Genomic DNA, 23506 nt, shown 5'->3' with positions numbered 1-23506 from the left:
TTCGCCCTCATCAACAGGAATTAAAATGAGCGAAAGCTTTGCGGAACTCTTTGAAGAAAGCCTAAAAACCCTGAACCTTCAGGCAGGCTCCATCATCACCGGTGTTATCGTTGATATCGATTACCAAGCTCGCTGGGTAACCGTTCACGCTGGCCTGAAGTCTGAAGCACTCATCCCGCTTGAGCAGTTCTACAACGACGCTGGCGAACTGAACATCAACGTCGGTGACGAAGTTCACGTTGCTCTGGACTCGGTTGAAGACGGCTTTGGTGAAACCAAGCTGTCCCGTGAAAAAGCCAAGCGCGCTGAATGCTGGATTGTTCTGGAAGCAGCCTTCGCAGCCGAAGAAGTGGTCAAGGGCGTTATCAACGGTAAGGTTAAAGGCGGCTTCACTGTCGACGTTAACGGCATCCGTGCGTTCCTGCCAGGTTCTCTGGTTGACGTCCGTCCAGTGCGCGACACCACGCACCTGGAAGGCAAAGAGCTGGAATTCAAGGTCATCAAGCTGGACCAGAAGCGCAACAACGTTGTCGTTTCCCGTCGCAGCGTCCTGGAAGCCGAGAACTCCGCCGAGCGCGAAGCTCTGCTGGAATCCCTGCAGGAAGGCCAACAAGTCAAAGGTATCGTCAAGAACCTCACCGATTACGGCGCATTCGTCGATCTGGGTGGCGTCGATGGCCTGCTGCACATTACCGACATGGCTTGGAAGCGTATCAAGCATCCTTCCGAAATCGTCAACGTTGGCGACGAGATCGATGTCAAGGTTCTGAAATACGATCGCGAGCGCAATCGTGTTTCCCTGGGCCTGAAGCAGCTGGGCGAAGATCCATGGGTTGCTATCAAAGCCCGTTACCCAGAAAGCACTCGCGTTACCGCGCGTGTAACCAACCTGACCGACTACGGCTGCTTCGCTGAGCTGGAAGAAGGCGTTGAAGGTCTGGTACACGTTTCCGAAATGGACTGGACCAACAAGAACATCCACCCTTCGAAAGTCGTACAAGTCGGCGACGAAGTGGAAGTCATGGTTCTGGACATCGACGAAGAGCGTCGTCGTATCTCCCTGGGCATCAAGCAGTGCAAATCTAACCCATGGGAAGATTTCTCTGGCCAGTTCAACAAGGGCGATAAAATCTCCGGCACCATCAAGTCGATCACCGATTTCGGTATCTTCATTGGTCTGGACGGCGGCATCGACGGTCTGGTTCACCTGTCCGACATCTCCTGGAACGAAGTGGGCGAAGAAGCCGTTCGCCGCTTCAAGAAGGGCGACGAGCTGGACACCGTTATCCTGTCGGTTGACCCAGAGCGCGAGCGCATCTCCCTGGGTATCAAGCAACTGGAAAGCGATCCGTTCTCCGAGTACGTTCAAGAGAACGACAAAGGCGCCATCGTTAAAGGCATCGTGAAGGAAGTTGACGCTAAAGGCGCCATCATCACTCTGGCCGACGATATCGAAGCGACTCTGAAAGCCTCCGAAATCAGCCGTGACCGCGTTGAAGACGCGCGCAACGTTCTGAAAGAAGGCGAAGAAGTAGAAGCCAAGATCATCAGCGTTGACCGCAAGAGCCGTGTAATTCAGCTCTCGATCAAGTCGAAAGACGTTGAAGACGAGAAAGAAGCAATCCAGAGCCTGCGCGACAAGCCAGTAGCTACTGATGCTCCTGTGGCCACCACTCTGGGTGACCTGCTGCGTGCACAAATGGAAAAACAGAACTAAGTTCTGACTTTCTGTAAAAAAAGGGCGACTTCGGTCGCCCTTTTTTGTGCCTGGCGTTTGGTGAGTTAGGTGCGGATGCAGTTGCTTGGGTCGTGAACCAAAAACGCCGAAAGAGGGTCTGAATGTTTAGTCGGATCAATCGCTTATTTGCAGCTAGTCTTTAGCCTGAGGCTAATGATCGCCCGATAGGCTTTCTGGCAAAAGGACGTGAATGAACAAGCTCATTGTCGCAGTAGCCGCGCTGGCATTGGCGGGTTGTACCACTAACGCCAAAACTCACGTAGTGCGTGGGGTTAGCGGTATTGAGGTCGATTGCTCGGGGCTCGGTTCGAAATGGGAGAAGTGTTACAAGCGTGCGGCCAGGGAATGCAAGGGGATGGGCTACCAGGTTGTGACAAGGTCTGATGATCTCAAGGAAGAGGAGGAGGAAGGGGGGCTTTTTGGGTTCAACCCGGCAGGTTTTCTGACGCGCACTATGCTGGTGATTTGCCGATGACAGGGTGATCGCCCAGAGTCTTCCCGTTCCGGGAATCAAGCATTTTGGGGGCCTGGGATGGATGGCAAAACTCAGGCTGTTCAAAATCGTGCTGGCATGCTAAAACCTTTGAAGCGCTGATCTAGCTGCTTGAAAAAGAAGGGAAAAATATGACGAAGTCGGAGTTGATCGAACGAATTGTCACCCATCAAGGGCTGCTCTCATCCAAGGATGTGGAGCTGGCCATCAAGACCATGCTTGAGCAAATGTCCCAATGTCTGGCTACCGGGGATCGTATCGAGATCCGGGGGTTTGGCAGCTTCTCTCTGCACTACCGCGCTCCACGGGTAGGGCGCAATCCGAAAACCGGCCAGTCTGTCAGTCTCGATGGCAAGTTCGTTCCGCATTTCAAACCAGGTAAAGAGTTACGTGATCGTGTAAACGAAGATGAGGAGGAATTAGGTGACGATGAGTTGGCGAGATAAGAGTCGCATCAAGCGATTCATGATTACCGGGCTTGTCTTATTAACATCAGTTGTATGCCTGCTCTTCGTGCTGGAAAACCAGCAGCTTGTCGTCGTTTCCTTTCTCGGTTTTTCTTCGCCTCAGCTACAGATCTCGATGTTCGGAGTTGCTTCGTTCCTGATGGGGATGATCTTTGGTGGGGGGGTTGTGGTAGTTCATTTCCTTGGGGTTAGGAGGCGCGGGCGATAGGCTGGTATTGATTTGTTTGATGTTTTTTTTTGCGCTCGTCCGAGTATGTAATACAGTGTATTGCGAGAGTAGATAAGGGGGGAGTTTCCCCTTTGTTTGCTTGGTTTGCGTTGATGGTTCTCAAGTGGTTTAGTCTGTGCAATTAAAGTGACCGCTTAAGTAAAAAAAGGCTAACAAAATATGCGTGTCGATTCAAAAAAAGATAGTGATTTAGAATATTTTGAGTTTCAGAATTTTGTTCGTGCGATTTTTCGGCAAAAACTTGTTGTCATCGTTTTTACTTTATTAGGTGCTGCTCTCGCGGCGAGCTATGCTTTCCTTGTTGCTCCCGTTTATGAGGCGAAGGCTTTTGTGATACCGCCGTCTCAGAATGATATATCCAACTTTAATTATGGTCGGATGAAAGAGTCAGAGTTGGTTCCTTACACTGTTAAGGATGTCTATGAAATCTACACACGATATTTGCAAGCGGAGTCGCTCCGTCTAGATTTTTTTAGCAAGACTTATTTGCCGAGTTTGTCTTCGGATGAGCGGAAAAAGTCCAGGGATGTCCTGTACTCGACGTTCTCTCGTGTGTTGCGTGTGGTTCCGCCACTTAGGGAGACCTCTGACAGGTATTCGGTTGTCGTGCAGGCTACCGATCCCCAGAAGGCCAAAGAGTGGGTTGCTGCATATGTTGCTCAGGCGGGTGAGTTGGCCAAAAGCGAAATGATCAAGAACGTTTCAATTGAGTCTGAGGTTCGGGCTCGTAATCTGGAGCAGCAAATAAGTTCCGCCAGGGAAAAAAGCAGCAAGGCCAAAGAAGATTCGATCGCTAGGTTGAGTGAGGCGCTGAGGATCGCCGAGTCAATCGGTCTGGAGAAGCCGCCTTCGATCACGGTGAGTCAATCGGTTATTGCGGGTGGGGAGGCAGGGCAGCTTACGTACATGCGTGGCTCGAAAGCCCTAAAAGCGGAAATTGAAAGTTTACAGGCTCGCAAGTCCGATGACCCCTTTACGGAGCATTTGCGTGATCTTCAGGATCAATACTATTTCTTTAAGGGGTTGAAAACAGATCCAGTGTCGGTTTCTGTTTATCGGCAAGATGGGGCAGTGGAGTTGCCAGACAATCCAGTGAAACCTAACAAGACGCTGGTCCTTATATTGGGTGTTGTTGCAGGTTTGATCGCCGGCGTTGCTTTCGTATTGCTTCGTGGGTTCTTTGCAGTAAAACCGGAATAGCTGTATTTCAATTCTTTGACTGCTGTGCATAAGTGGTACATCGCCCAAGGAGGGGCGGTTCTACCTTTGGGTTAAACGTGAGTTGTCTGTCCGGTTGGTCAGGACCTCCTTTTTGTCGGATTTTGCACGTTTTTTCTGATGCGGGGTTGAGTATATGCCCGGCATCGTGATAAGCAGGTCGCGCTCGAAAATTGGCTGTTGCGTTGCGACGGCTTGCCTTGCAGCGGTGGTTCTCAAAGCATGCACAAGCGGAAGGGGGAACGTCCGGGTTCCTCCTTGGCTTTCTGAAAATTGTTATGGCTCCGTTAGGCGCTTTCGGTATAATTTCTGACTTAGGCAGCCGTGATTTTTGTTTCTAAGGCGCAAGGTTTGGCGCGCTTTTTTACGATCGACTTAATAATGATGAATGGCAAGGGAAAACAATGCTTAAACTCGAAGATGTAAAGTTGGCCATAGTGGGTCTCGGTTATGTGGGCTTGCCGCTGGCGGTTGAGTTTGGCAAAAAAATGCAAGTGGTCGGATTTGATATCAGCCAGCGTCGAATCGAAGCGCTAAAGGCCGGTCATGACGCTACTCTTGAAGTGTCCGATTGTGAATTACGCTCCGCATCGGGTTTAAGTTTTAGCTCTGTGCTGGAAGAATTGTCTGCGTGCAATATATTTATTGTTACCGTTCCAACCCCGATTGATGAGCATAAGAGGCCGGATCTGACTCCTTTGATTAAGGCAAGTGAGTCGATTGGTCGTGTTTTGAAAAAGGGCGATATCGTTATTTACGAGTCAACGGTCTATCCTGGTGCTACTGAGGAAGATTGTGTTCCAGTGCTGGAGAAAGTATCCGGGCTTAAGTTCAATGTTGATTTTTATGCAGGTTATAGCCCAGAGCGGATCAATCCTGGTGATAAAGAGCATCGTGTTACTACCATTAAAAAAGTAACCGCCGGTTCCACTCCAGAGGTTGCTGATCTGGTCGATGCTTTGTATAACACAATCATTATCGCCGGAACTCATAAAGCCAAGAGCATCAAGGTTGCCGAAGCGGCAAAGGTTATTGAGAACACGCAGCGCGACTTGAACATTGCCCTGATCAATGAGTTGGCACTTATTTTTAATAAGATGGGTATCGATACTCAGGCGGTTCTGGAAGCAGCGGGGACGAAGTGGAACTTCTTGCCATTCCGCCCAGGACTGGTGGGTGGTCACTGCATCGGTGTAGATCCCTATTACCTGACTCACAAAGCACAGTCCATTGGTTATCATCCCGAGATCATTTTAGCGGGTCGTCGTTTGAATGACAGCATGGGAGCCTATGTAGTCTCTCAACTTGTCAAGGCGATGCTGAAACGTAAAATTCATGTTGACGGTGCTCGCGTCCTGATCATGGGGCTGACGTTCAAAGAAAACTGCCCGGATCTGCGTAACACTAAAATCATCGATATTGTGAATGAACTCGCTGAGTTCAATATTGTTGTTGATGTTTATGACCCGTGGGTTGATGCGGCGGAAGCAATGCACGAGTATTCAATCACTCCTATCGGCCAGCCACAGGTTAATTCTTACGACGGTATCATTCTGGCTGTCGCACATAATGAATTCTCTGCGATGGGGGCTGAGCAGATTCGGAGCCTGGGTAAGGCAGAGCACGTTCTCTATGACCTTAAGTACCTGCTGGATGCCTCTCAATCAGATCTGCGTCTCTGAATCTCAGGGTCAGTAATGACCCTGATTCGTTACCGCCGGAAAAAACCAAGTCGAGAACTACATGATCCGTTTCGAAGAAGTTAAAGCTGAGATTCAACAATCCCCAAAGGTTTGGCTGGTGACGGGGGTGGCCGGATTTATTGGCTCCAATTTATTGGAGACATTGCTGCAATTAGATCAGCGGGTTGTAGGTCTCGATAACTTTGCAACAGGGCACCAGCGTAATCTCGATGAAGTGCAATCGGTAGTGAGTCCTGAGCAATGGGCGCGGTTCGCACTGGTAAAAGGTGATATCAGAAACATTGACGATTGCAGAAGTGCGATGATCTTTCCAGCGGCCACTGATATTCCAGTGGACTTCGTTTTGCATCAGGCTGCATTAGGCTCTGTTCCTCGCTCCATCAATGACCCTATTACAACGAACAGCACCAATATCGACGGTTTTTTGAACATGTTGGTTGCGGCGAAGGATGCGAAAGTAAAAAGTTTTACTTATGCCGCGTCCAGTTCTACCTATGGGGACCATCCCGGGCTGCCTAAGGTTGAAGGTGTGATTGGTAAGCCGCTTTCCCCTTATGCGGTCACGAAATATGTAAACGAATTGTATGCTGAGGTTTTTTCCAGTACATACGGTTTCAATACCATTGGGCTTCGCTATTTTAACGTCTTTGGCAAGCGTCAGGATCCAAATGGCGCTTATGCTGCCGTGATTCCTAAGTGGACAGCGGCCATGATCAATAACGAAGAAGTTTTCGTGAATGGTGATGGTGAAACCAGTCGGGACTTTTGTTTTGTAGAAAACGCAGTCCAGGCCAATATACTGGCTGCCTGTGCCAGCCCGGAAGCCAAGAATAACGTTTACAACGTCGCCGTCGGTGACAGGACAACATTGAATCAGGTTTTTGCCTGTATCAAGGATGCTTTGGCTCGCGTTGATGTCACGTCTACCTCGGATATGGTCTATCGGGATTTTCGTGCGGGCGACGTAAGGCACTCTCAGGCAAATATTGATAAGGCAAAGAATCTGTTGGGCTACAAGCCGCTTTTCAATGTTGGTGAAGGTATGTTGAAAGCTGCAGATTGGTATGTCTCGTTCTTTGCAAGAAGTTAAAATCAGTGATTAAAGAGATCTGCGCAATCACTGTTCTTGCAAACAAACTTTGTATGTTTGTTTTGTTGTTTAGTTTGGCGCGAATTTTAGGCGTTGAGCTGTACGGCGTATTCTCTTACCACTATGCGATCGTAACAGGCATCGCGACGGTGGTAGGAGAGTGCTTGAGTGTGGCGTTGAGCCGCTACGCGGTCTTTAATACCGAAAAAGTAAATTACAGGACTTCCTTGGGGCTCATGTCATGGGGTGGCATCGTTGTAGGTGCTCTCTGTGTCATCGTGTTTTTGGTTTTTCCGGCGCCTGCTTCCTCGTACGAAATGAATCCTGGTTACTTGCTGATCGGAGCATTCTTTCTAGGTTTCGCTTGTGTTTGCAATTTGACTATAACCGGTCTTATGTTCTCCCTTAATACTTCAGGGAAATGGGCTGCTGCACTGGCGGTTCATGGTCTGCTTGGATTACTGCTGGTAGTTTCCATTGCGAAGATTGGAGGAGAAATAGAGGGTGTCATTCTAACCCTCGCAATTTGTACGCTAATCGCTCCCGCATTTGGCTTTTTTACCATACGGAAAAATAAGTTCAGTCATGAGCAGCGGAAGGGACGAGAGACTTCCTCTTTTCGACAAATGATGGCATTGCTTTCACTTTCAGGGGCTCCGACCGTCGCCGGTAGTATGCTTCTCGGGGCTCCTGTCCATATTGTTTGCCTGATGATATTTGCCAACTCAAGCTTGAATGTGTCTGAGGTTGGCTACTTTAATCTGTTTTTTCTATTTTATATTTTGGTGACTGTGCTGCCAAGCTCGCTTACATCCTATGCCATTGTAAAACTGGCAGGGCGCGGGAATAGTGCCAGCAAATTGTACTTGATGCTCGGGTTGTCAATTTCAGTTTGTTTACCTCTGTTTTTGGTTTTGACACAGAGTTATTGGTTATGTTTGCTCGGTAGTAGCTTTTGCAGCAAAAATGATCTTCTGACTTACGCAGTGTTGGCGGGTGGTATAGGGCTTACGACTACAATCGTTACTCAAATATTGCATAGCAAAAATATGACCAGGGTTGTTTTTCTTGGTAGTTGCTTTTATGCGTTTGTTTATCTGTTGTTAACGGTAGTCGCAGGTTTCAAAGGTGATATGTTGGCAGTCGATCTTTTCAGGTCCTTTGTGTTGGCGCTAGCAACTCAACTTACTGTACTGGCGGTCCTGGGTGGCCGTAAGTTGGTGCTATGATAAGCATTTTGGGTGTGAGTTGTGTTTGTACAGCGCCCATGGCTGAAAGTGATGTTGGGGCCAGTATTGAGTCTGGTTTACGGTTCAGTTGCTTTGTTTTTGTTGGTCAGGGTTAATGGTTATATTATTGGTTTCGACGTGCTTGCTTATTTTGCTCACGCAATGCGTTCTGTGTCTGATATCCAAAAAATACCTGGTTGCGTTGTATGCCGTTTGTTATTCGGTGCCTTTCCTTGGTCTTGTGAGTTGTCTGTGGGGTAACACCGTTACGCTTTGGCCAATTGGGGACTATGATTTTTATCTGGATGATTTGTTGGTATTCCGACTTTCGCTCGTCTGGTTCCTTGGTGTCGCTGGCGGACTCATTGCCTATCTACTGTCATTTTTGGTGCCGCCCAGAAGTTTGCACTCGCACCGAGAAACTTTTTTTTCCCCGCTGGACTTCAAATTAGCCGGCGGGATTTTCCTTGCGCTGTCCGCCTTTTTCATTAGCTTCAGGCTTGTAAAGCCGGACGCGATGCTTGAAATGTTCGCGGGTGTCGAGTCAGTGGTGGTTTTTTCCATCATTGCGATCGTTGCTTTGGCATTGTCCTACCCATCCAGATTGATGTTTATGGTGTCTGTCACCCTGGTGATCTCTTATTGTGTTGCCAACGCTATGACAGGGGATCGGGACTTTGTTGTACTGGTTGTTGCTGCCATTCTTGGGTTGATGTTTCGCTATAATCAATTTATCAAGTTTAAAGCTCTGTTGTTTGTTGCTGCGTTCATGGTCCTTCTGCTCGTCAGTGGTGTTGTTGTTTCAATGGGCCGAATGGACGTGGACTTAACGGCGGACAACATTACGCAGTATTTTTTGTTTAACTCCTGGAATGCGATAATTTTACCGCTTGTTCAGCAGTTAACCAATTTCTGGGATGGGGAGCACCTACGCTACGGTCAGACCTATCTCGACATGTTTCTTTCGCTGGCACCATCGCCTTTCTATTCAGCTTTCGGCATGGAAAAGCCCATTGTGGTGGATAATCCGGCCCTCTGGTATTACATTACCGGGCTCGGTGGAATTCACGTTGCTGGTGTGGCTTTTGAGAATTTCGGATTGTTTGGTGTTTTCATGAATGGATTCATCAGTGTCTGTTTCTTGCGGTTGATCGACTCGAGCTGCCGCGAGGATGATTTTTTGCGAATTTTCTTATATATGCTTTGTGCCGCAACGGTTATGCACTGGGTTTGGTATGGCGAAATATACTTGCTGAACTCATTGGTTTTTTATGTGATGGCATTAGGATTATTCCTCACTATGAAGCTCGTTCGGGTTTTGAAGTGAGCTTAAATACTTTTACTGGATTGAGAGAATAGGTATGTGCGGAATTGCGGGAGTTGTCGGGTGGAAGTTGAATCAGCAAAACGCCGTTGCCGTTGGCAAAATGGTGGATGCGCTGATGCATCGCGGTCCCGACGATGGAGCAGTTTGGTCAGATGCCGATAGTGGGGTCTCGCTGGGACACCGACGGCTTTCGATCCTGGAGTTGTCGGTACATGGAAGCCAGCCGATGATTTCCGATGACGAACGCTTTGTTATTGTTTTTAATGGTGAAATATATAACTTCAATGAGCTGCGCGAAAAGCTGATTGAGTCAGGTTTGGCACGTGTTTGGCGTGGGCACTCTGATACAGAAGTGTTGTTGGCCGCAATCGGCGCGTGGGGGGTACAGAAAACCCTTGAAAACCTGGTAGGCATGTTTGCCTTTGCTGTCTGGGATAAAGTTTCCAAAACGATGACCCTGGCGCGAGACAGAATGGGGGAGAAACCACTCTATTACGGTATTGTGGGCGACCGTTTTGTCTTCTCCTCTGAATTGAAGGCAATCAAGGCGGCATTTGGCAGTGATTTGAGAATTGATCGTCATGCACTGGCGAAGTTTGTAAGGTATGGCTATGTTCCGGCTCCGGAATCTATCTACGAAGGCATAAAAAAGTTGCAGCCAGCGCATTATTTTAGTGTTGGTTCGTTTTCCAGTGCGCCAGAGCCCGTTTCCTACTGGACGCTACCGGCGGCTGGCGAATTAAGAGACGAACTGTCGCAGGCCAGCGATAAGGAAGTTGTAGACGTTGTCGGTGAAAGATTGTCTGCTGCTGTAAAGTCGCAGATGATCGCCGATGTTCCACTTGGGGCTTTTTTGTCGGGCGGCGTCGATTCAAGCTTGATAGTTTCGTTGATGCAGTCGCAAAGCTCTACCAGCATCAACACTTACACGATCGGCTTTAACGAACCTGAATTTGATGAGGCTCCTTACGCTAAAGCTATTGCTAAGCACTTGGGGACTAACCACACCGAATTTTATCTGGGCGCTGACGATGCTGTTTCTATAATTCCGCACTTACCGGAAATATACGACGAGCCTTTTGCTGACTCCTCTCAAATCCCGACAATCCTGGTCTCCAGGATGACAAAGCAGCATGTATCCGTAGCCTTGTCCGGTGACGGTGGAGATGAGCTTTTTGCCGGATATCCTCGCTATCAGATTACCGCGGGACTATGGGCGCGCATAGAAAAGCTGCCGCTGCCTGCACGCCAGATCATGGCCTATTCACTTCGCTCGCTTTCGTCCAAAGGTTGGGACAACGTCTGTTCGATTTTGCCTGGCAGCCTTCGAGCCAAGGTTAATGGTCGGCGTATCTACAGAATGTCCGAGTTGTTGGGCTCTGAAAATCTGGCGCAGATGTATACCGGATTGATGTCTCAGTGGCAGTCGACCGACAATGTGGTCCTGGGTATCGATGCTCAACATCAAGGCGTTGCTTCCTGGGAGTCGGCAGTTGATTACGTCGAGGAAATGCGTCGCTGGGACGTCTCTCAGTATTTGCCTGATGATTTGCTGGTTAAAGTGGACCGCGGCGCGATGAGCGCAAGCCTGGAAACCCGCGCTCCATTGCTTGATCATCGAGTTGCAGAACTCGCGTTTTCCCTTTCGTCAGACCAACTGATAAAAAATGGCGTGGGAAAATGGCCGCTTCGCGAGCTTCTTAAGCGATACGTACCGACTTCATTCTTCGATAGGCCTAAGGCGGGCTTCTCTATTCCACTGGCGCAATGGTTGCGTGGGCCGCTGAAAGAATGGGCGGAGGAGTTGTTAACGGAGGAGCGACTGAAGAGAGAGGGCTACTTCGATTGTCAGAAAATTCGCTCGGCATGGCTCCAGCATCAGAATGGAACATACGATCGGAGTCTTCATTTGTGGAATATTCTAATGTTCCAATCCTGGCTCGATAAAAATAACCACTAATTTAGATTGGGCAAAAGGTTTTCCATGAAGATAGTTTTCAATGCGCTCTCTGCCCGTCTTGGTGGTGGTCAGACATATCTGATTAATCTTTTTCAGTTCGTACCTGACAATGCGGATCTTGAAATTCTGGTTTTCGCTCCGGCGTCACTCAAGCTGCCGGATCACCCGAGGATCAGGCGGGTCGAACCAGCCTGGCCCACTGAAAATCCGATTGTGAGAGCAGTATGGGAGCGGTGGGTGTTGCCCGGTATTTTGAAGGCCGAGAAGGCTGACGTCCTGTTTTGTCCCGGTGGCGTAGTGGGCACCTCTGCACCTGCAGGTTGCAAAGTTGCGACGATGTTTCGGAACATGATTCCATTTGACTTGCGAGTACGCAAAAGCATTCCGCTCGGGTTGCAGCGTCTGAGAAACTGGTTACTGAATCGTATTATGCTCAAGAGCATGCGCGATGCTGATTTGACGATATTTATTTCCAATTACGCACGTAGTGTCATTGAATCACTAACCAAGATTAAGAATGCTGTTACGATTCCTCACGGAATTGGCTCTGTATTTCGGACTCACGGTGATGCTGTCGTTCCTCGGCCGGAGTTTTTGCCCGCGGGTGAATATGTTTTATACGTGTCGAGATTTGATGTATACAAACATCATTATGAAGTGGTCAGTGCTTATGCAAATTTGCCAACTGAACTTCGTGAGAAATTCCCCTTGGTTCTTGTCGGCGAAGTAAACCTGCCGGAAGCCGAGCGGGTAAAGTCTCTGATTGCAACGCTAGGCCTCGAAGCGCAAGTGCTGTTGCTGGGGGCTATTCCCTATCAGAGTCTTCCTCCTCTTTATCATCACGCTTATCTGAATCTCTTTGCTTCATCGTGCGAGAACTGCCCTAATATTCTGCTCGAAGCGCTTGCTTCTGGCCGGCCGATGATATGCTCGAACGTAATGCCGATGCCGGAATTCGGAGCAGATGCAGCTCTGTATTTTTCTCCGTTTGACCCAAAAGATATAGGCCGCGTTCTGTCCGAGGCCTTAACGAGTCCGGATCTTTTGAAGAAACTGTCCGTTGCGGCCGTGACGCAGAGCGATAAGTTTGACTGGGAAAATACCTCAAGAAAAACATGGTCAGAGTTGTTGGCGCTGGCCGTGTGCCCGAAAAAAGGTGTTTGATAAATGAAGGTTCTTGTGGTGTCGCAATATTTTTGGCCAGAGTCTTTTATCGTCAATGATTTGGTCAAAACTTTATCTGCTCAAGGCCACGTCGTAAAAGTCCTTACCGGAAAGCCCAACTACCCGGATGGCGTCGTCTTTAGCGGCTATAGTGCTTCCGGGGCCCAGGAAGAAAAATTCGAGTCCTCGGTCAGTGTTTTTCGTGCACCTCTTAGACCTCGTGGTACTTCGGGTGCAAAAAACCTCGTATTGAACTATTTGTCATTCATCCTGAATGGCTTGAAGTACTACCCGCGTGCAGTGAAAGGGGAGGCTTATGATGCGATTTTTGTATTTGCGCCATCTCCGATTACATCGGTAATCCCGGCGATTTACTTGAAGTGGAAACTCAAGAGTCATCTGGTCGTATGGGTTCAGGATCTCTGGCCGGAGAGCTTGAGTGCGACCGGGTTCATCAAGAACAAAGCAATATTGCGCGTTGTGGGCTGGCTGGTGAAAGGTATTTACGCCTTCGTCGATACGCTTCTTGTTCAGTCGAGGGCATTTCGAGAGCCGGTCGCCCGTTACGCCAATCCTGGCAAGGTCGTGTATTACCCAAACTCGTATCAGGATGTACCTGCGAGTGTCGAAGAGACCCGGATTCCCGCACCCTTGCTCGCGGAGCTCGACAACCATTTCTGTCTGGTTTTTGCCGGAAACCTGGGGACCGCGCAGTCGGTCGAAACCCTCGTTGAGGTAGCTGACAAACTTCGCCATTTGTCGGAACTCAGGATTGTATTGGTCGGCAGTGGCAGTATGTCGAACTGGATCGAAACCCAGAAGAAATCCCGAGGTCTGGACAACCTTGTTCTCGCCGGACGCTTTTCGGCCACTGAAATGCCACATTTTTTCAGTCGCGCCGAGGGATTATTGGTGACGTTGAAGCAGGATGAGGCGTTCTCCTATACCATCCCTAGTAAAGTTCAGGCTTACCTGGCTGCGGGGAGGCCGATTATCGCCGCGCTGGACGGGGAGGGCGCGCGCGTCATTCAAGAGGCGGGAGCCGGTCTGACCACTGCAGCGCAAGACGCCGAAGGTATGGCCAACTGCATTGAGCAACTTTTTCGCATGACTTCGGATGAGCGGGAATCGTTGGGGCAGGCAGGTCGGGCTTACTACCTCGAGCATTTCGAAATGGAGCGGCAAAGTCAGCGTCTGGTCGAAATCCTCAGTAGCAGGATCAATGAATTAAAAGGTAGCTCAAAATGAAAGTTCTCGTGTTAGGGGTCACCGGAATGCTGGGTAGCACAGTGTTCAGGCAATTCCATGGAAACCCGCACTACGAGGTGTGGGGCACTTTGCGCAATCCGGGTGGCGCAAGATACTTTTCTGAGGACATGCACAGTTCGTTGATCAGCAATGTCGACGTGCTTGACCAGGACTCGCTGGTTTCGGTGCTGGCACGGGTCAAGCCGGATGTCGTCATCAACTGCGTCGGGCTCATCAAACAATTGGCCGATGCCAAAGATCCGCTTTCCGCACTCCCTATCAATGCCATGTTGCCCCATCGTATTGCCAAGTTGTGCGCGTTGTCCGGTTCTCGCCTGATTCATATCAGCACCGATTGCGTATTTTCCGGCCGTAAAGGCATGTACGCCGAGGAGGATATCTCCGATGCAGAGGATCTCTACGGTAAGTCCAAGTACATCGGTGAGCTTCACACGGACCTGAATGCCGTCACCCTGCGGACCTCGATCATTGGTCACGAACTGGGGAGCCAGTATTCACTGGTGGACTGGTTCCTGTCCCAGAGCGGGCCGGTCAAGGGTTATGAGAAGGCCATTTTCTCGGGACTTCCTACCGTAGAGCTCGCGCGTGTCATTCGCGACTACGTGATCCCGAATCCGCAACTCCATGGCCTTTATCATGTGTCGGTGGCGCCGATCGACAAGCTGTCGCTTCTTAAACTGGTAGCTGAAGTTTATGAAAAGCAAATCGATATCGTCGCCGATAGTCAAGTTTCTATAGATCGTTCACTGGACTCCTCGAAGTTCCAGGCTGCGACCGGTTACGTTCCACCTTCATGGTTGGAATTGGTTAAATCGATGCGCGCGTTGCGTTGATCATTAAATTCAATCAGGTTTGGGAAGATCGTTATGTTCGATAATAAAGTTTTGATGATCACGGGCGGTACGGGCTCGTTTGGCCATACGGTGTTGAAGCGTTTTCTGGATACCGACGTAAAAGAGATTCGCGTATTCAGCCGTGACGAGAAAAAGCAGGAAGATATGCGCATTGCTTTGTCGAATGACAAAGTGAAGTTCTACATCGGTGACGTTCGTGATCGCGATAGCCTTGATCAGGCTATGGTGGGGGTGGATTACATTTTCCACGCCGCCGCCCTGAAGCAGGTGCCTTCCTGCGAGTTCTACCCGATGGAAGCCGTGCGTACCAACGTCATGGGTACCGAAAACGTTCTGAATGCGGCCATCGCTTCGGGTGTGCAGCGCGTTGTTGTGCTCAGCACCGACAAGGCTGTTTATCCGATCAATGCGATGGGTATTTCCAAGGCCATGGCTGAAAAGCTGATGGTTGCCAAATCGCGGATGATTCCGGCGACAGGTCCGGTGATCTGCGCAACCCGCTACGGTAACGTCATGGCATCCCGTGGTTCGGTGATCCCGTTGTTCATCAATCAACTGCAGAGCGGTGAGCCGCTGACCGTCACCGACCCGAACATGACACGCTTCCTGATGTCGCTCGAGGATTCTGTTGACCTGGTTCTGCACGCGTTCGAACACGCCGAGCAAGGCGATATTTTCGTCCAGAAAGCACCTGCCTCGACAGTGGCGGACCTGGCGCAAGCGCTCAAGGAGCTGTTCGCTCGTGACAATGCCGTCAAGGTCATCGGTACCCGCCACGGTGAAAAACTTTACGAGTCGCTGATCTCCCGTGAAGAAATGGCCAAGGCCGAAGACATGGGGCGCTACTACCGTATTCCTTCGGACAATCGCGACCTTAACTACAAGAAGTTTTTTGTTGAGGGCGAACAGGAGATTTCCGATCTCGACGACTACACCTCCCACAACACCGAGCGTCTTGATGTAGAAGGCGTGAAGAAAGTTCTGTTGAATCTGGAATACATTCAGGAGCAACTTAATGCTTAAGGTCATGACGCTGGTTGGTACGCGACCAGAACTTATCAAGATGAGCCGCGTTATTGCCGAACTTGATAAGCAGGTTAATCATGTACTGGTTCACTCGGGTCAAAACTACGACTTCGAATTGAATCAGGTTTTTTTCGATGACCTTGAAATTCGCAAGCCTGATTACTTCCTGGGTGCTGCAGGCGATACCGCAGCCAAGACCATCGCCGAAGTGATTTCCAAGGCGGATGAAGTATTTGAGGCCGAAAAGCCTGATGCGCTTCTGCTCTACGGCGATACCAATACCTGTCTGGCCGTCATCGCCGCCAAGCGCCGCAAGATTCCGGTGTTCCACATGGAAGCCGGCAACCGCTGCTTTGATCAGCGCGTGCCTGAAGAACTCAATCGCAAGGTGCTCGATCACCTGAGCGATATCAACATGGTCCTGACCGAGCATGCCCGGCGCTACCTGATTGCTGAAGGGATTCGTCCTGAAACCATCATCAAGACCGGGTCGCACATGGAGGAGGTGCTCGACTATTACATGCCGAAAATCCTCACCTCCGACGTGCTCGCACGAGAAGGCCTGGAGCAGGACAAGTTCTTCATCATCAGCGCTCACCGTGAAGAAAACGTCGATACGCCGGACAACCTTCGTGATCTGCTCAAAACGCTGCGAGCCCTGGCCGACAAGTACCAGTATCCAATTATCGTTTCCACGCATCCTCGTACCCGCAAGCGCCTGGAAGCGATCGGTGAATCGCTGGACCACCCACTGATTCGCTTCTCGAAGCCATTCGGTCTGCTCGACTACATCAAGTTGCAGATGTCGGCGTTCTGCGTGCTGTCCGACAGTGGAACCATCACTGAGGAAGCCTCTCTTCTGAATTTGCCTGCCATTACTATTCGTAATGCGCACGAGCGCCCAGAAGGGATGGACGAAGGCACTCTCATCATGAGTGGCCTGAAAGTGGAGGGCGTTCTGGATGCCGTACGTGTTGTAACCAGCCAGCATGATCGTACCCAGCGCGTTATCCCGGTCGTGAGGGATTACCAGGCAGGTCCTGTGTCGAAGCAGGTAGTTCGGGTCGTATTGAGTTACACCGACTACATCAATCGTACTGTCTGGTCGAAATCCTGAGCGCCGTCGAGGTTTGAAAAATGCGTGTTTTATTGACAGGTGCAACGGGCTTCGTTGGTCGTGCGGTATTGGGCCGCTTGGCGGCCTCTGACGATCTGGAGCCAGTGGCAGCCATTCGTGGGCACGCCTTGCCTGACTGTCCTTCGCGCGTTACTACCGTCCGAACTGCCGGGCTTAGTGCTGATACCGACTGGTCGCAGGCGCTGGATCATGTAGAGGTTGTCATTCATGGCGCGGCTCGCGTTCACGTCATGAATGACACCGAATCCGATCCGCTGGAGGCGTTTCGCAAGGTGAATGTCGAAGGCACGCTTAGCCTCGCACGGCAAGCAGCCGCGTTGGGTGTTCGTCGCTTTGTGTTCATCAGTTCGATCAAGGTCAATGGCGAAGGTACGCCGATCAATCAGCCGTACTTCGCTGATGCGACCCCCGCGCCTGGCGATCCGTATGGCATTTCGAAAATGGAGGCCGAGCAGGGGCTGCGCGAGATTGCGACCGCCAGCGGGATGGAAGTGGTGATCATCCGTCCGGTGCTCGTTTACGGTCCGGGTGTGAGAGCCAACTTTCTGAACATGATGCGTTGGCTGGACAAGGGCATTCCCTTGCCATTCGGGGCTATCCATAATCGGCGCAGCCTGGTCGCGCTCGAAAACCTTTCTGATTTGATCGTCACCTGCATCCGTCATCCGGCTGCCGCCAATCAGACCTTCCTCGTCAGTGATGGGGAGGATTTGTCCACGACACAATTGTTGACGCGGATGGCGCAGGCGTTGGGTAAACCTGCACGCTTGCTGCCTGTGCCAAGCGTGTTGCTTGAGCGCGGTGCACAGCTACTGGGCAAGCAGGCTTTGTCCCAACGACTGTGCGGCTCGTTGCAGGTCGATATAAGCAAAACTCGGGAATTGCTGGGCTGGACTCCTCCGGTCAGCGTCGATGAGGCGCTTGTGTCGGCTGCCAACTACTACAAGGAAAGGCAGCGCTAAGCTGGCTTATGACAGTGCCGGTTCAATTGCAGAATTGATTTTGGCTGTTTCAGGAAGTTGACCTTTGAACACAATATGGCTGTTGGCGTTGGTGGTGGGTGTTTCATTCTTGGGCACAGGTGCATTGCGCAAATACGCATTGGCACGCAGCTTGATAGATATTCCTAATGCGCGTAGTTCACATTCGGTTCCGACCCCTCGGGGTGGTGGTGTGGCTATTGTCGTGAGCTTTCTGATTGCGTTGCCTGTCCTGGCCTGGACAGATGCCGTGGCCTGGCCGATGGCGCTGGCTCTGCTGGGGGCAGGTGGCTGGATCGCAATCGTTGGTTTTCTGGATGACCATGGGCATATTGCCGCGCGTTGGCGCCTGCTTGCGCATTTCGGTGGTGCCATCTGGGCATTGTTCTGGATTGGGGGGATGGCGCCGATCAATCTGTTCGGCCATGAGTTCAGTCTCGGCTGGTTCGGTTATGTCATCGCAGCGTTCTATCTGGTCTGGATGCTCAATCTTTACAACTTCATGGATGGTATTGATGGTCTGGCCAGCGTCGAGGCGATTTGCGCCTGTGTCGGTGCTTGCCTGGTTTACTGGATCGCGGGCCACAGCAGCCTCGCCATTGCTCCGCTTGTACTGGCGATGGCCGTCTTGGGTTTCCTTGTCTGGAATTTTCCGCCGGCGAAAATCTTCATGGGCGATGCCGGCAGTGGTTTTCTGGGCATCATATTGGCGGTGATGTCGCTCTATGCGGCATGGACGAACCCACTGTTCCTCTGGGCCTGGCTCATTTTGTTGGGCGTCTTTATTGTTGATGCCACCTTTACCCTCATTCGTCGGCTGTTGCGGGGGGACAAGGTTTATGAGGCCCATCGCAGCCATGGATACCAGTATGCTTCACGAAAATATGGCAGTCATCGGGCGGTTACGCTGGCAATCGCTGCGATCAATTTGTTGTGGTTAGTACCAGTGGCTATATTGGTCGTCATGCAGTATCTCGATGGCATGGCTGGATTGGTCCTGGCCTACGTGCCTCTGGTGTTGCTGGCTTTCAAGTTTCACGCAGGCGAGTTGGAAATCGCTGGCAAGGCGTGATGGACGCATTGGTTTTTGAGTATTGCTTTATCGGCAAGTGAGTTACCGAAAGCTGTAGTTACTGTATCAATGCTAGGAGCTTCGAAAGGTGTTTAGAGGGGTTATGGATAAGATTCGGGCAAGGTTGTTAAGTCTGCCAAGACGACATAAGCGTATTCTGCAGGTTCTGACCGATATTTCGTTGGTCTGGTGTGCCCTGTGGATGGCGTTTGTCGTGCGCCTTGGGGTGGATGAGTTAGTCAACCCGTTCACTCAGCACGTCTGGCTTTTTGTCAGTGCACCTGTCATTGCCATTCCTCTTTTCGTCCGCTTTGGCATGTACCGTGCCGTCATGCGTTACTTTGGAAATGACGCGCTCATTGCCATTATCAAGGCAGTGACACTATCGTCCTTGATACTTGGCGTTGTGGTGTACTGGTACAGCAATCATCAAAACGTCGTTCCTCGTTCGATCATTTTCAACTATTGGTGGTTGAGCCTGATCATGATCGGCGGACTGCGCCTGGCCATGCGTCAGTATTTCATGGGCGACTGGTTCAGTGCAGCTCAGCACGTCCCGTTCACCAGCCGGGATGACGGACTGCCGAAAGTGGCCATCTACGGCGCGGGGGCGGCGGGTAATCAACTCGTTACTGCATTGCGGATGGGGCGCGTCATGCGGCCTGTTGCTTTTATCGATGACGATAGCGGAATCGCCGACAGGGTGATCTCCGGGTTACAGGTGTACGCGCCCAAGCACATCCAACAGATGATCGACAACACTGGCGCTCAGGAAATTCTCCTCGCCATTCCTTCGTCCAACCGTGGACGCCGTCGCGAGATTCTCGGGTTTCTCGAAGGCTTTCCGTTACACGTTCGCAGCGTCCCGGGTTTCATGGACCTGGCCAGCGGCCGGGTCAAGGTCGATGATATCCAGGAAGTAGACATTGCAGACCTGCTTGGGCGTGACGCCGTCCCGGCCCAGGCTGATTTGCTCGAGCATTGCATCACAGGGCAGTCCGTGTTGGTCACGGGCGCCGGGGGCTCCATTGGCTCCGAGCTTTGCCGGCAAATTCTGACGCTGCGCCCGACAACGCTTCTACTGTTCGAACACAGTGAGTTCAATCTTTATTCCATCTTGTCCGAACTGGAGCAGCGGATCGCTCGAGAGTCGCTGTCCATCCGTCTTTTGCCGATACTCGGGTCGGTTCGTAACCCGGACAAGTTATTGGATGTCATGAAAACCTGGCGAGTAGACACGGTGTATCACGCCGCGGCCTACAAGCATGTCCCCATGGTCGAACACAACATTGCCGAAGGCGTGCTCAATAATGTGATAGGCACCCTCAATACGGCCCAGGCCGCGCTCCAGGCAGGGGTGGCCAACTTTGTCCTGATTTCCACCGACAAGGCCGTGCGACCAACCAATGTCATGGGTAGCACCAAGCGCCTTGCCGAGTTGACGTTGCAAGCGCTGAGCCGTGAGTTGGCCCCGGTGTTGTTCGGTGATACGAGCAATGTTTCCCGTGTGAACAAAACGCGCTTCACGATGGTACGGTTTGGTAACGTCCTGGGATCATCGGGTTCGGTCATTCCGTTGTTTCACAAACAGATCAAGTCGGGCGGTCCGCTGACGGTCACGCATCCGAAGATCACTCGATACTTCATGACCATCCCTGAAGCGGCACAGTTGGTGATCCAGGCAGGCTCCATGGGACAGGGCGGTGATGTCTTTGTCCTGGACATGGGCGAGCCGGTGAGGATCGTCGAACTGGCCGAGAAGATGATCCATTTGTCCGGCCTGAGCGTACGCTCGGAAAAAAACCTGCATGGCGACATCGCTATCGAGTTCACCGGGCTGCGTCCGGGCGAGAAGCTTTATGAAGAGCTGCTGATTGGTGACAACGTGGCGGCCACACAGCACCCGATGATCATGACGGCCAACGAGGATCACCTGTCCTGGGATTTGCTCAAGGGCAAGTTGAGCGAGTTGCTGGCTGCGGTGGACCAGGACGACTATACGCGCGTCCGCCAGCTGTTGCGTGACACTGTCAGCGGCTACACCCCGGATGGTGAGATCGTTGACTGGATCTACCAGCAGCGCCGCCTGGAACCCTGATTTTTTCATATCCGGTAACGTACACATTTTTGACAGTTCAATAGCATCGCCTAAGTTTGGAGAGCGGCTTCGGAAAAGCCGCTTTCTCAATCGATGGCATGGAGCTTCTCTAATGCGTACAAGCAGTTTCTACTCTCTGGTTTTCGCCCTGCTCGCCAGCGCCTCTCTTACGGCAATCGCCGCACCTGCCAAGGCACCTGAGGTGACGAATGCGCCTCTGGCGCAGGATGTGGTCGCCAAGGCACAATCCGGCAAAGTCGATCTCAATAGTGCTGATGCACCTACACTGCAACGTGAGCTGGCTGGGGTGGGCGAGGCCAAAGCGAAAGCGATTGTTGCTTATCGTGAAAGTAATGGTGCGTTTGCGTCAGTTGACGAATTGCTGGAGGTGAAAGGTATCGGCAAGGCGATTCTGGACAAAAACCGCGACAGGATCGAAGTGAACTGAGGTGTGATTCAACGACAAAGGCCGATCATTGATCGGCCTTTTTCTTTAGCGAAACTAATGCCCGATGGGCTGATCACCCGAACTCAGGCAAACAACATGTCGGTATTGCTCAGCAAGGTCGTCTGGCCAAGTAGCGTGATATTGCCACCGTGAGCGCCATCGCCGGCGGTGTCGAAAGTCACAACCAGCCCGTTGTCTTGCAGCGTTTGCGTCACAGCCTTGGTAGAAGCCGTCCAGCCGTAGATATACAGGGTGTCTTCACCTTGTTTGAAGTCCTGGATGGTGTCTGAGCCCGATCCTGCGTTGAACACGAAAACGTCTCGCCCATTTCCGCCAGTCAACAGGTCGTTGCCGGTGCCTCCGACGATGAAGTCGCTGCCGTTTCCTCCAGCCAACACATCGTTGCCATCCTGACCGTACAGCGAGCAGTTTGCATCCGAGTGAGACTGGATGATGTCATTGCCGCTGTTTAATCCACTGGTACTGCCAGCCAGTTCTGCGCCAAGCGTACCGGTGTAGAGGATTTTGTCTGCCGCATTGCCACCGTAGATTTTTTCGGCGTACCCGGAGCCAGGGTTGCCAGCGACGGTGGTGGTATTGAAGTCTTTGAGTGGGGCGGCGTTGAAAACAAATGTAGCGTCTTTGGCGGTGAGCAGTGTCGTACGGCCTTCGAGCAACATCCCGCCATCAAAACGCGAGTCGCCATCTGTGTCATAGCGAAGATAGACGCCGTCCGCGGTCACTTTCTGGTCGACCCTGAAGTTGAACTCTTTTTCCGAAATTTGCGTACGACCTGAACCGCCGGTACCGCTAACGCCGAGGAAAACCAGTTGGTCGGCACCTACGCCGAAACTGTCGATGGTGTCGTTGAAGCCGTCGCCCTTCGAAAACGCGTACTGGTCTGCACCGTAACCGCCAGACATGTAGTCATCACCAGTGCCGCCGACCAGAAGATCTGCCAATTGCCCGCCAATCAGGACGTCATTGCCCTCATTACCGTAAAGTTGGCCGCCGGAAAAACGTAGCGCGAGTGTGTCATCGCCCGCTCCACCGATGAGCGTTGCGAACACCGGGCTGAGTGAGCTGCCATCATATGAAATGAAGTCAGCGCTCGAAGTGCCAGTGATCGTGGCTCTCCCGTTGTTGGTGACGGCGTTGCTATCGGTAAAATGCGTGGAGGTCAGCTTGTTGACACCGCTGTCTACCGTATAGTCAAAAACTCCGCTCAGAGAATTGGCAATGCTGGCCAGTAAGGTATCGCTCAGGCTGTCATTACTGGTATAGAGTTTATGCTCCGTAGTAATAATTTGCGCTGCATAGAGATTAGCCAGGCGCAAGGCTTCTGCGCCTGTCTCTGACCATCCGGATTCAGTTGCATTATTAGGGATGAAATATTCAACGTCGTCTGCGTTCATCATGTCTTTGACACCAACACGCTCGCCCGTTCGAACGTCGGTGTAATAGACGTTATAGTCCGCGTCCTGAATTTCCCATTTGTCGGTAGTTGTATTAAAAATTTCAAGGTACGTATGTCCCTGAAAGAATCCCTGGGAGTCTGAATACGTCCAAATGGTGCGCTTTTGCAGGCCTAGCTCCGCGCAGAGGCCACTGAATACGTTAACCATATTGCCGCACAGAAGTTCTGCGCGTTCGGCAGTCGGGTCGCCTGTGACGGTCTTGTAAATTTGCTCGGCGGTATAGAAAGGGTCATTGCCGTGGGCAGCCCACCAGGCTCCATCCGAGTGAGTTGTATTGGTGGCCAATAATTCGCGGGCGACGTCTTGCAGCAACGCGCCGGTTGCAGCCGCTTCTTCCCGGACGATATCGGCGATTAAAGAAAAATAATTGATCAAAAGTGACTCCATATTGATTGGGTGGCCGCTCCCGATACCCGAATCGTTCTGCAAACGGCGTTGCTGGCCAAAGTTTCACATATGTTACAGTTCTTTGGGCGGTATGTTAAAGAACCATTATCAGCCATAGCGTAATTATAAGTCTTCAGA

General features: G+C 51.3%; 19 protein-coding genes. 18 read left to right on the top strand and 1 reads right to left on the bottom strand.

The features are described 5' to 3' along the window. Positions 1-25: 25 nt before the first annotated feature. From rpsA to AC1RP7_RS20560, 18 genes are all read left to right on the top strand, one after another. Positions 26-1717 (top strand): 30S ribosomal protein S1, encoded by a 1692-nt coding sequence (gene rpsA / locus AC1RP7_RS20645; protein WP_007973639.1) that lies wholly within the window; start codon positions 26-28, stop codon positions 1715-1717. 211 nt (positions 1718-1928) lie between these two features. Then, positions 1929-2213, top strand: a complete 285-nt coding sequence (locus AC1RP7_RS20640) for a hypothetical protein (RefSeq protein ID WP_492588450.1) — start codon at positions 1929-1931, stop codon at positions 2211-2213. Positions 2214-2362: 149 nt separating this feature from the next. Further along, positions 2363-2677 carry an integration host factor subunit beta gene (gene ihfB / locus AC1RP7_RS20635; RefSeq protein ID WP_090457143.1) on the top strand — a complete coding sequence of 105 codons (315 nt, stop codon included), beginning with the start codon at positions 2363-2365 and terminating at the stop codon, positions 2675-2677. A gap of 409 nt (positions 2678-3086) precedes the next feature. After that, on the top strand, positions 3087-4127 hold the full coding sequence (locus AC1RP7_RS20630) for an LPS O-antigen chain length determinant protein WzzB (RefSeq protein WP_218494432.1): 1041 nt from the start codon (positions 3087-3089) through the stop codon (positions 4125-4127). A gap of 422 nt (positions 4128-4549) precedes the next feature. Beyond that, positions 4550-5827, top strand: a complete 1278-nt coding sequence (gene tviB / locus AC1RP7_RS20625) for a Vi polysaccharide biosynthesis UDP-N-acetylglucosamine C-6 dehydrogenase TviB (protein WP_090457139.1) — start codon at positions 4550-4552, stop codon at positions 5825-5827. Between the two features lie 61 nt (positions 5828-5888). Continuing rightward, on the top strand, positions 5889-6938 hold the full coding sequence (locus AC1RP7_RS20620) for an NAD-dependent epimerase/dehydratase family protein (RefSeq protein WP_218494433.1): 1050 nt from the start codon (positions 5889-5891) through the stop codon (positions 6936-6938). 5 nt (positions 6939-6943) lie between these two features. Continuing rightward, positions 6944-8167 (top strand): oligosaccharide flippase family protein, encoded by a 1224-nt coding sequence (locus AC1RP7_RS20615; RefSeq protein WP_493181056.1) that lies wholly within the window; start codon positions 6944-6946, stop codon positions 8165-8167. Between the two features lie 142 nt (positions 8168-8309). Continuing rightward, positions 8310-9494, top strand: coding sequence for a hypothetical protein (locus AC1RP7_RS20610; RefSeq protein ID WP_218494435.1), 1185 nt, complete (start codon positions 8310-8312; stop codon positions 9492-9494). Positions 9495-9528: 34 nt separating this feature from the next. Then, positions 9529-11454: an asparagine synthase (glutamine-hydrolyzing) gene (asnB, locus tag AC1RP7_RS20605; protein WP_218494436.1), complete on the top strand. Its 1926-nt coding sequence runs from the start codon at positions 9529-9531 to the stop codon at positions 11452-11454. 24 nt (positions 11455-11478) lie between these two features. Next, positions 11479-12618 (top strand): glycosyltransferase family 4 protein, encoded by a 1140-nt coding sequence (locus AC1RP7_RS20600; protein ID WP_090457131.1) that lies wholly within the window; start codon positions 11479-11481, stop codon positions 12616-12618. A gap of 3 nt (positions 12619-12621) precedes the next feature. Next, the gene (locus tag AC1RP7_RS20595) at positions 12622-13866 is read left to right on the top strand and encodes a glycosyltransferase family 4 protein (RefSeq protein ID WP_218494437.1); all 1245 of its coding nucleotides are present in this window, start codon (positions 12622-12624) and stop codon (positions 13864-13866) included. Then, positions 13863-14720 carry a dTDP-4-dehydrorhamnose reductase family protein gene (locus tag AC1RP7_RS20590; protein ID WP_218494438.1) on the top strand — a complete coding sequence of 286 codons (858 nt, stop codon included), beginning with the start codon at positions 13863-13865 and terminating at the stop codon, positions 14718-14720. The genes AC1RP7_RS20595 and AC1RP7_RS20590 overlap by 4 nt, the downstream gene beginning before the upstream one ends. 33 nt (positions 14721-14753) lie before the next feature. After that, the gene (locus AC1RP7_RS20585; RefSeq protein ID WP_218494439.1) at positions 14754-15764 is read left to right on the top strand and encodes a polysaccharide biosynthesis protein; all 1011 of its coding nucleotides are present in this window, start codon (positions 14754-14756) and stop codon (positions 15762-15764) included. Then, positions 15757-16884 (top strand): non-hydrolyzing UDP-N-acetylglucosamine 2-epimerase, encoded by a 1128-nt coding sequence (wecB, locus tag AC1RP7_RS20580; RefSeq protein ID WP_090457125.1) that lies wholly within the window; start codon positions 15757-15759, stop codon positions 16882-16884. Before AC1RP7_RS20585 ends, wecB begins: the two co-directional genes overlap by 8 nt. A 20-nt stretch (positions 16885-16904) precedes the next feature. Beyond that, complete coding sequence (locus AC1RP7_RS20575) at positions 16905-17867, top strand: UDP-glucose 4-epimerase family protein (protein WP_090457123.1); 963 nt, start codon at positions 16905-16907, stop codon at positions 17865-17867. A gap of 64 nt (positions 17868-17931) precedes the next feature. After that, positions 17932-18957, top strand: coding sequence for an MraY family glycosyltransferase (locus AC1RP7_RS20570; RefSeq protein WP_340313571.1), 1026 nt, complete (start codon positions 17932-17934; stop codon positions 18955-18957). Positions 18958-19060: 103 nt separating this feature from the next. Continuing rightward, positions 19061-21055 carry a polysaccharide biosynthesis protein gene (locus AC1RP7_RS20565; RefSeq protein ID WP_090457119.1) on the top strand — a complete coding sequence of 665 codons (1995 nt, stop codon included), beginning with the start codon at positions 19061-19063 and terminating at the stop codon, positions 21053-21055. A 112-nt stretch (positions 21056-21167) separates the two neighbouring features. After that, entirely contained in the window at positions 21168-21503 is a 336-nt protein-coding gene (locus AC1RP7_RS20560; RefSeq protein ID WP_218494441.1) for a ComEA family DNA-binding protein, read from the top strand. 83 nt (positions 21504-21586) lie between these two features. On the opposite strand, the gene AC1RP7_RS20555 is transcribed toward AC1RP7_RS20560, so the two are convergent. Next, positions 21587-23356: a calcium-binding protein gene (locus AC1RP7_RS20555; protein ID WP_218494442.1), complete on the bottom strand. Its 1770-nt coding sequence runs from the start codon at positions 23354-23356 to the stop codon at positions 21587-21589. Positions 23357-23506: the final 150 nt, after the last annotated feature.

Source organism: Pseudomonas sp. GW822-FHT01E03 (genome assembly GCF_058802985.1).
The sequence above is the reverse complement of the archived record's forward strand: the minus strand, read 5'-3'. Positions and strand labels throughout refer to the sequence as shown.

Excerpts from the sequence above, each read along its gene's own strand:
- rpsA (WP_007973639.1), top strand. The coding sequence starts at position 26 with ATGAGCGAAAGCTTTGCGGAACTCTTTGAAGAAAGCCTAAAAACCCTG.
- AC1RP7_RS20640 (WP_492588450.1), top strand. The coding sequence starts at position 1,929 with ATGAACAAGCTCATTGTCGCAGTAGCCGCGCTGGCATTGGCGGGTTGT.
- ihfB (WP_090457143.1), top strand. The coding sequence starts at position 2,363 with ATGACGAAGTCGGAGTTGATCGAACGAATTGTCACCCATCAAGGGCTG.
- AC1RP7_RS20630 (WP_218494432.1), top strand. The coding sequence starts at position 3,087 with ATGCGTGTCGATTCAAAAAAAGATAGTGATTTAGAATATTTTGAGTTT.
- tviB (WP_090457139.1), top strand. The coding sequence starts at position 4,550 with ATGCTTAAACTCGAAGATGTAAAGTTGGCCATAGTGGGTCTCGGTTAT.
- AC1RP7_RS20620 (WP_218494433.1), top strand. The coding sequence starts at position 5,889 with ATGATCCGTTTCGAAGAAGTTAAAGCTGAGATTCAACAATCCCCAAAG.
- asnB (WP_218494436.1), top strand. The coding sequence starts at position 9,529 with ATGTGCGGAATTGCGGGAGTTGTCGGGTGGAAGTTGAATCAGCAAAAC.
- AC1RP7_RS20600 (WP_090457131.1), top strand. The coding sequence starts at position 11,479 with ATGAAGATAGTTTTCAATGCGCTCTCTGCCCGTCTTGGTGGTGGTCAG.
- AC1RP7_RS20595 (WP_218494437.1), top strand. The coding sequence starts at position 12,622 with ATGAAGGTTCTTGTGGTGTCGCAATATTTTTGGCCAGAGTCTTTTATC.
- AC1RP7_RS20590 (WP_218494438.1), top strand. The coding sequence starts at position 13,863 with ATGAAAGTTCTCGTGTTAGGGGTCACCGGAATGCTGGGTAGCACAGTG.
- AC1RP7_RS20585 (WP_218494439.1), top strand. The coding sequence starts at position 14,754 with ATGTTCGATAATAAAGTTTTGATGATCACGGGCGGTACGGGCTCGTTT.
- wecB (WP_090457125.1), top strand. The coding sequence starts at position 15,757 with ATGCTTAAGGTCATGACGCTGGTTGGTACGCGACCAGAACTTATCAAG.
- AC1RP7_RS20575 (WP_090457123.1), top strand. The coding sequence starts at position 16,905 with ATGCGTGTTTTATTGACAGGTGCAACGGGCTTCGTTGGTCGTGCGGTA.
- AC1RP7_RS20565 (WP_090457119.1), top strand. The coding sequence starts at position 19,061 with ATGGATAAGATTCGGGCAAGGTTGTTAAGTCTGCCAAGACGACATAAG.
- AC1RP7_RS20560 (WP_218494441.1), top strand. The coding sequence starts at position 21,168 with ATGCGTACAAGCAGTTTCTACTCTCTGGTTTTCGCCCTGCTCGCCAGC.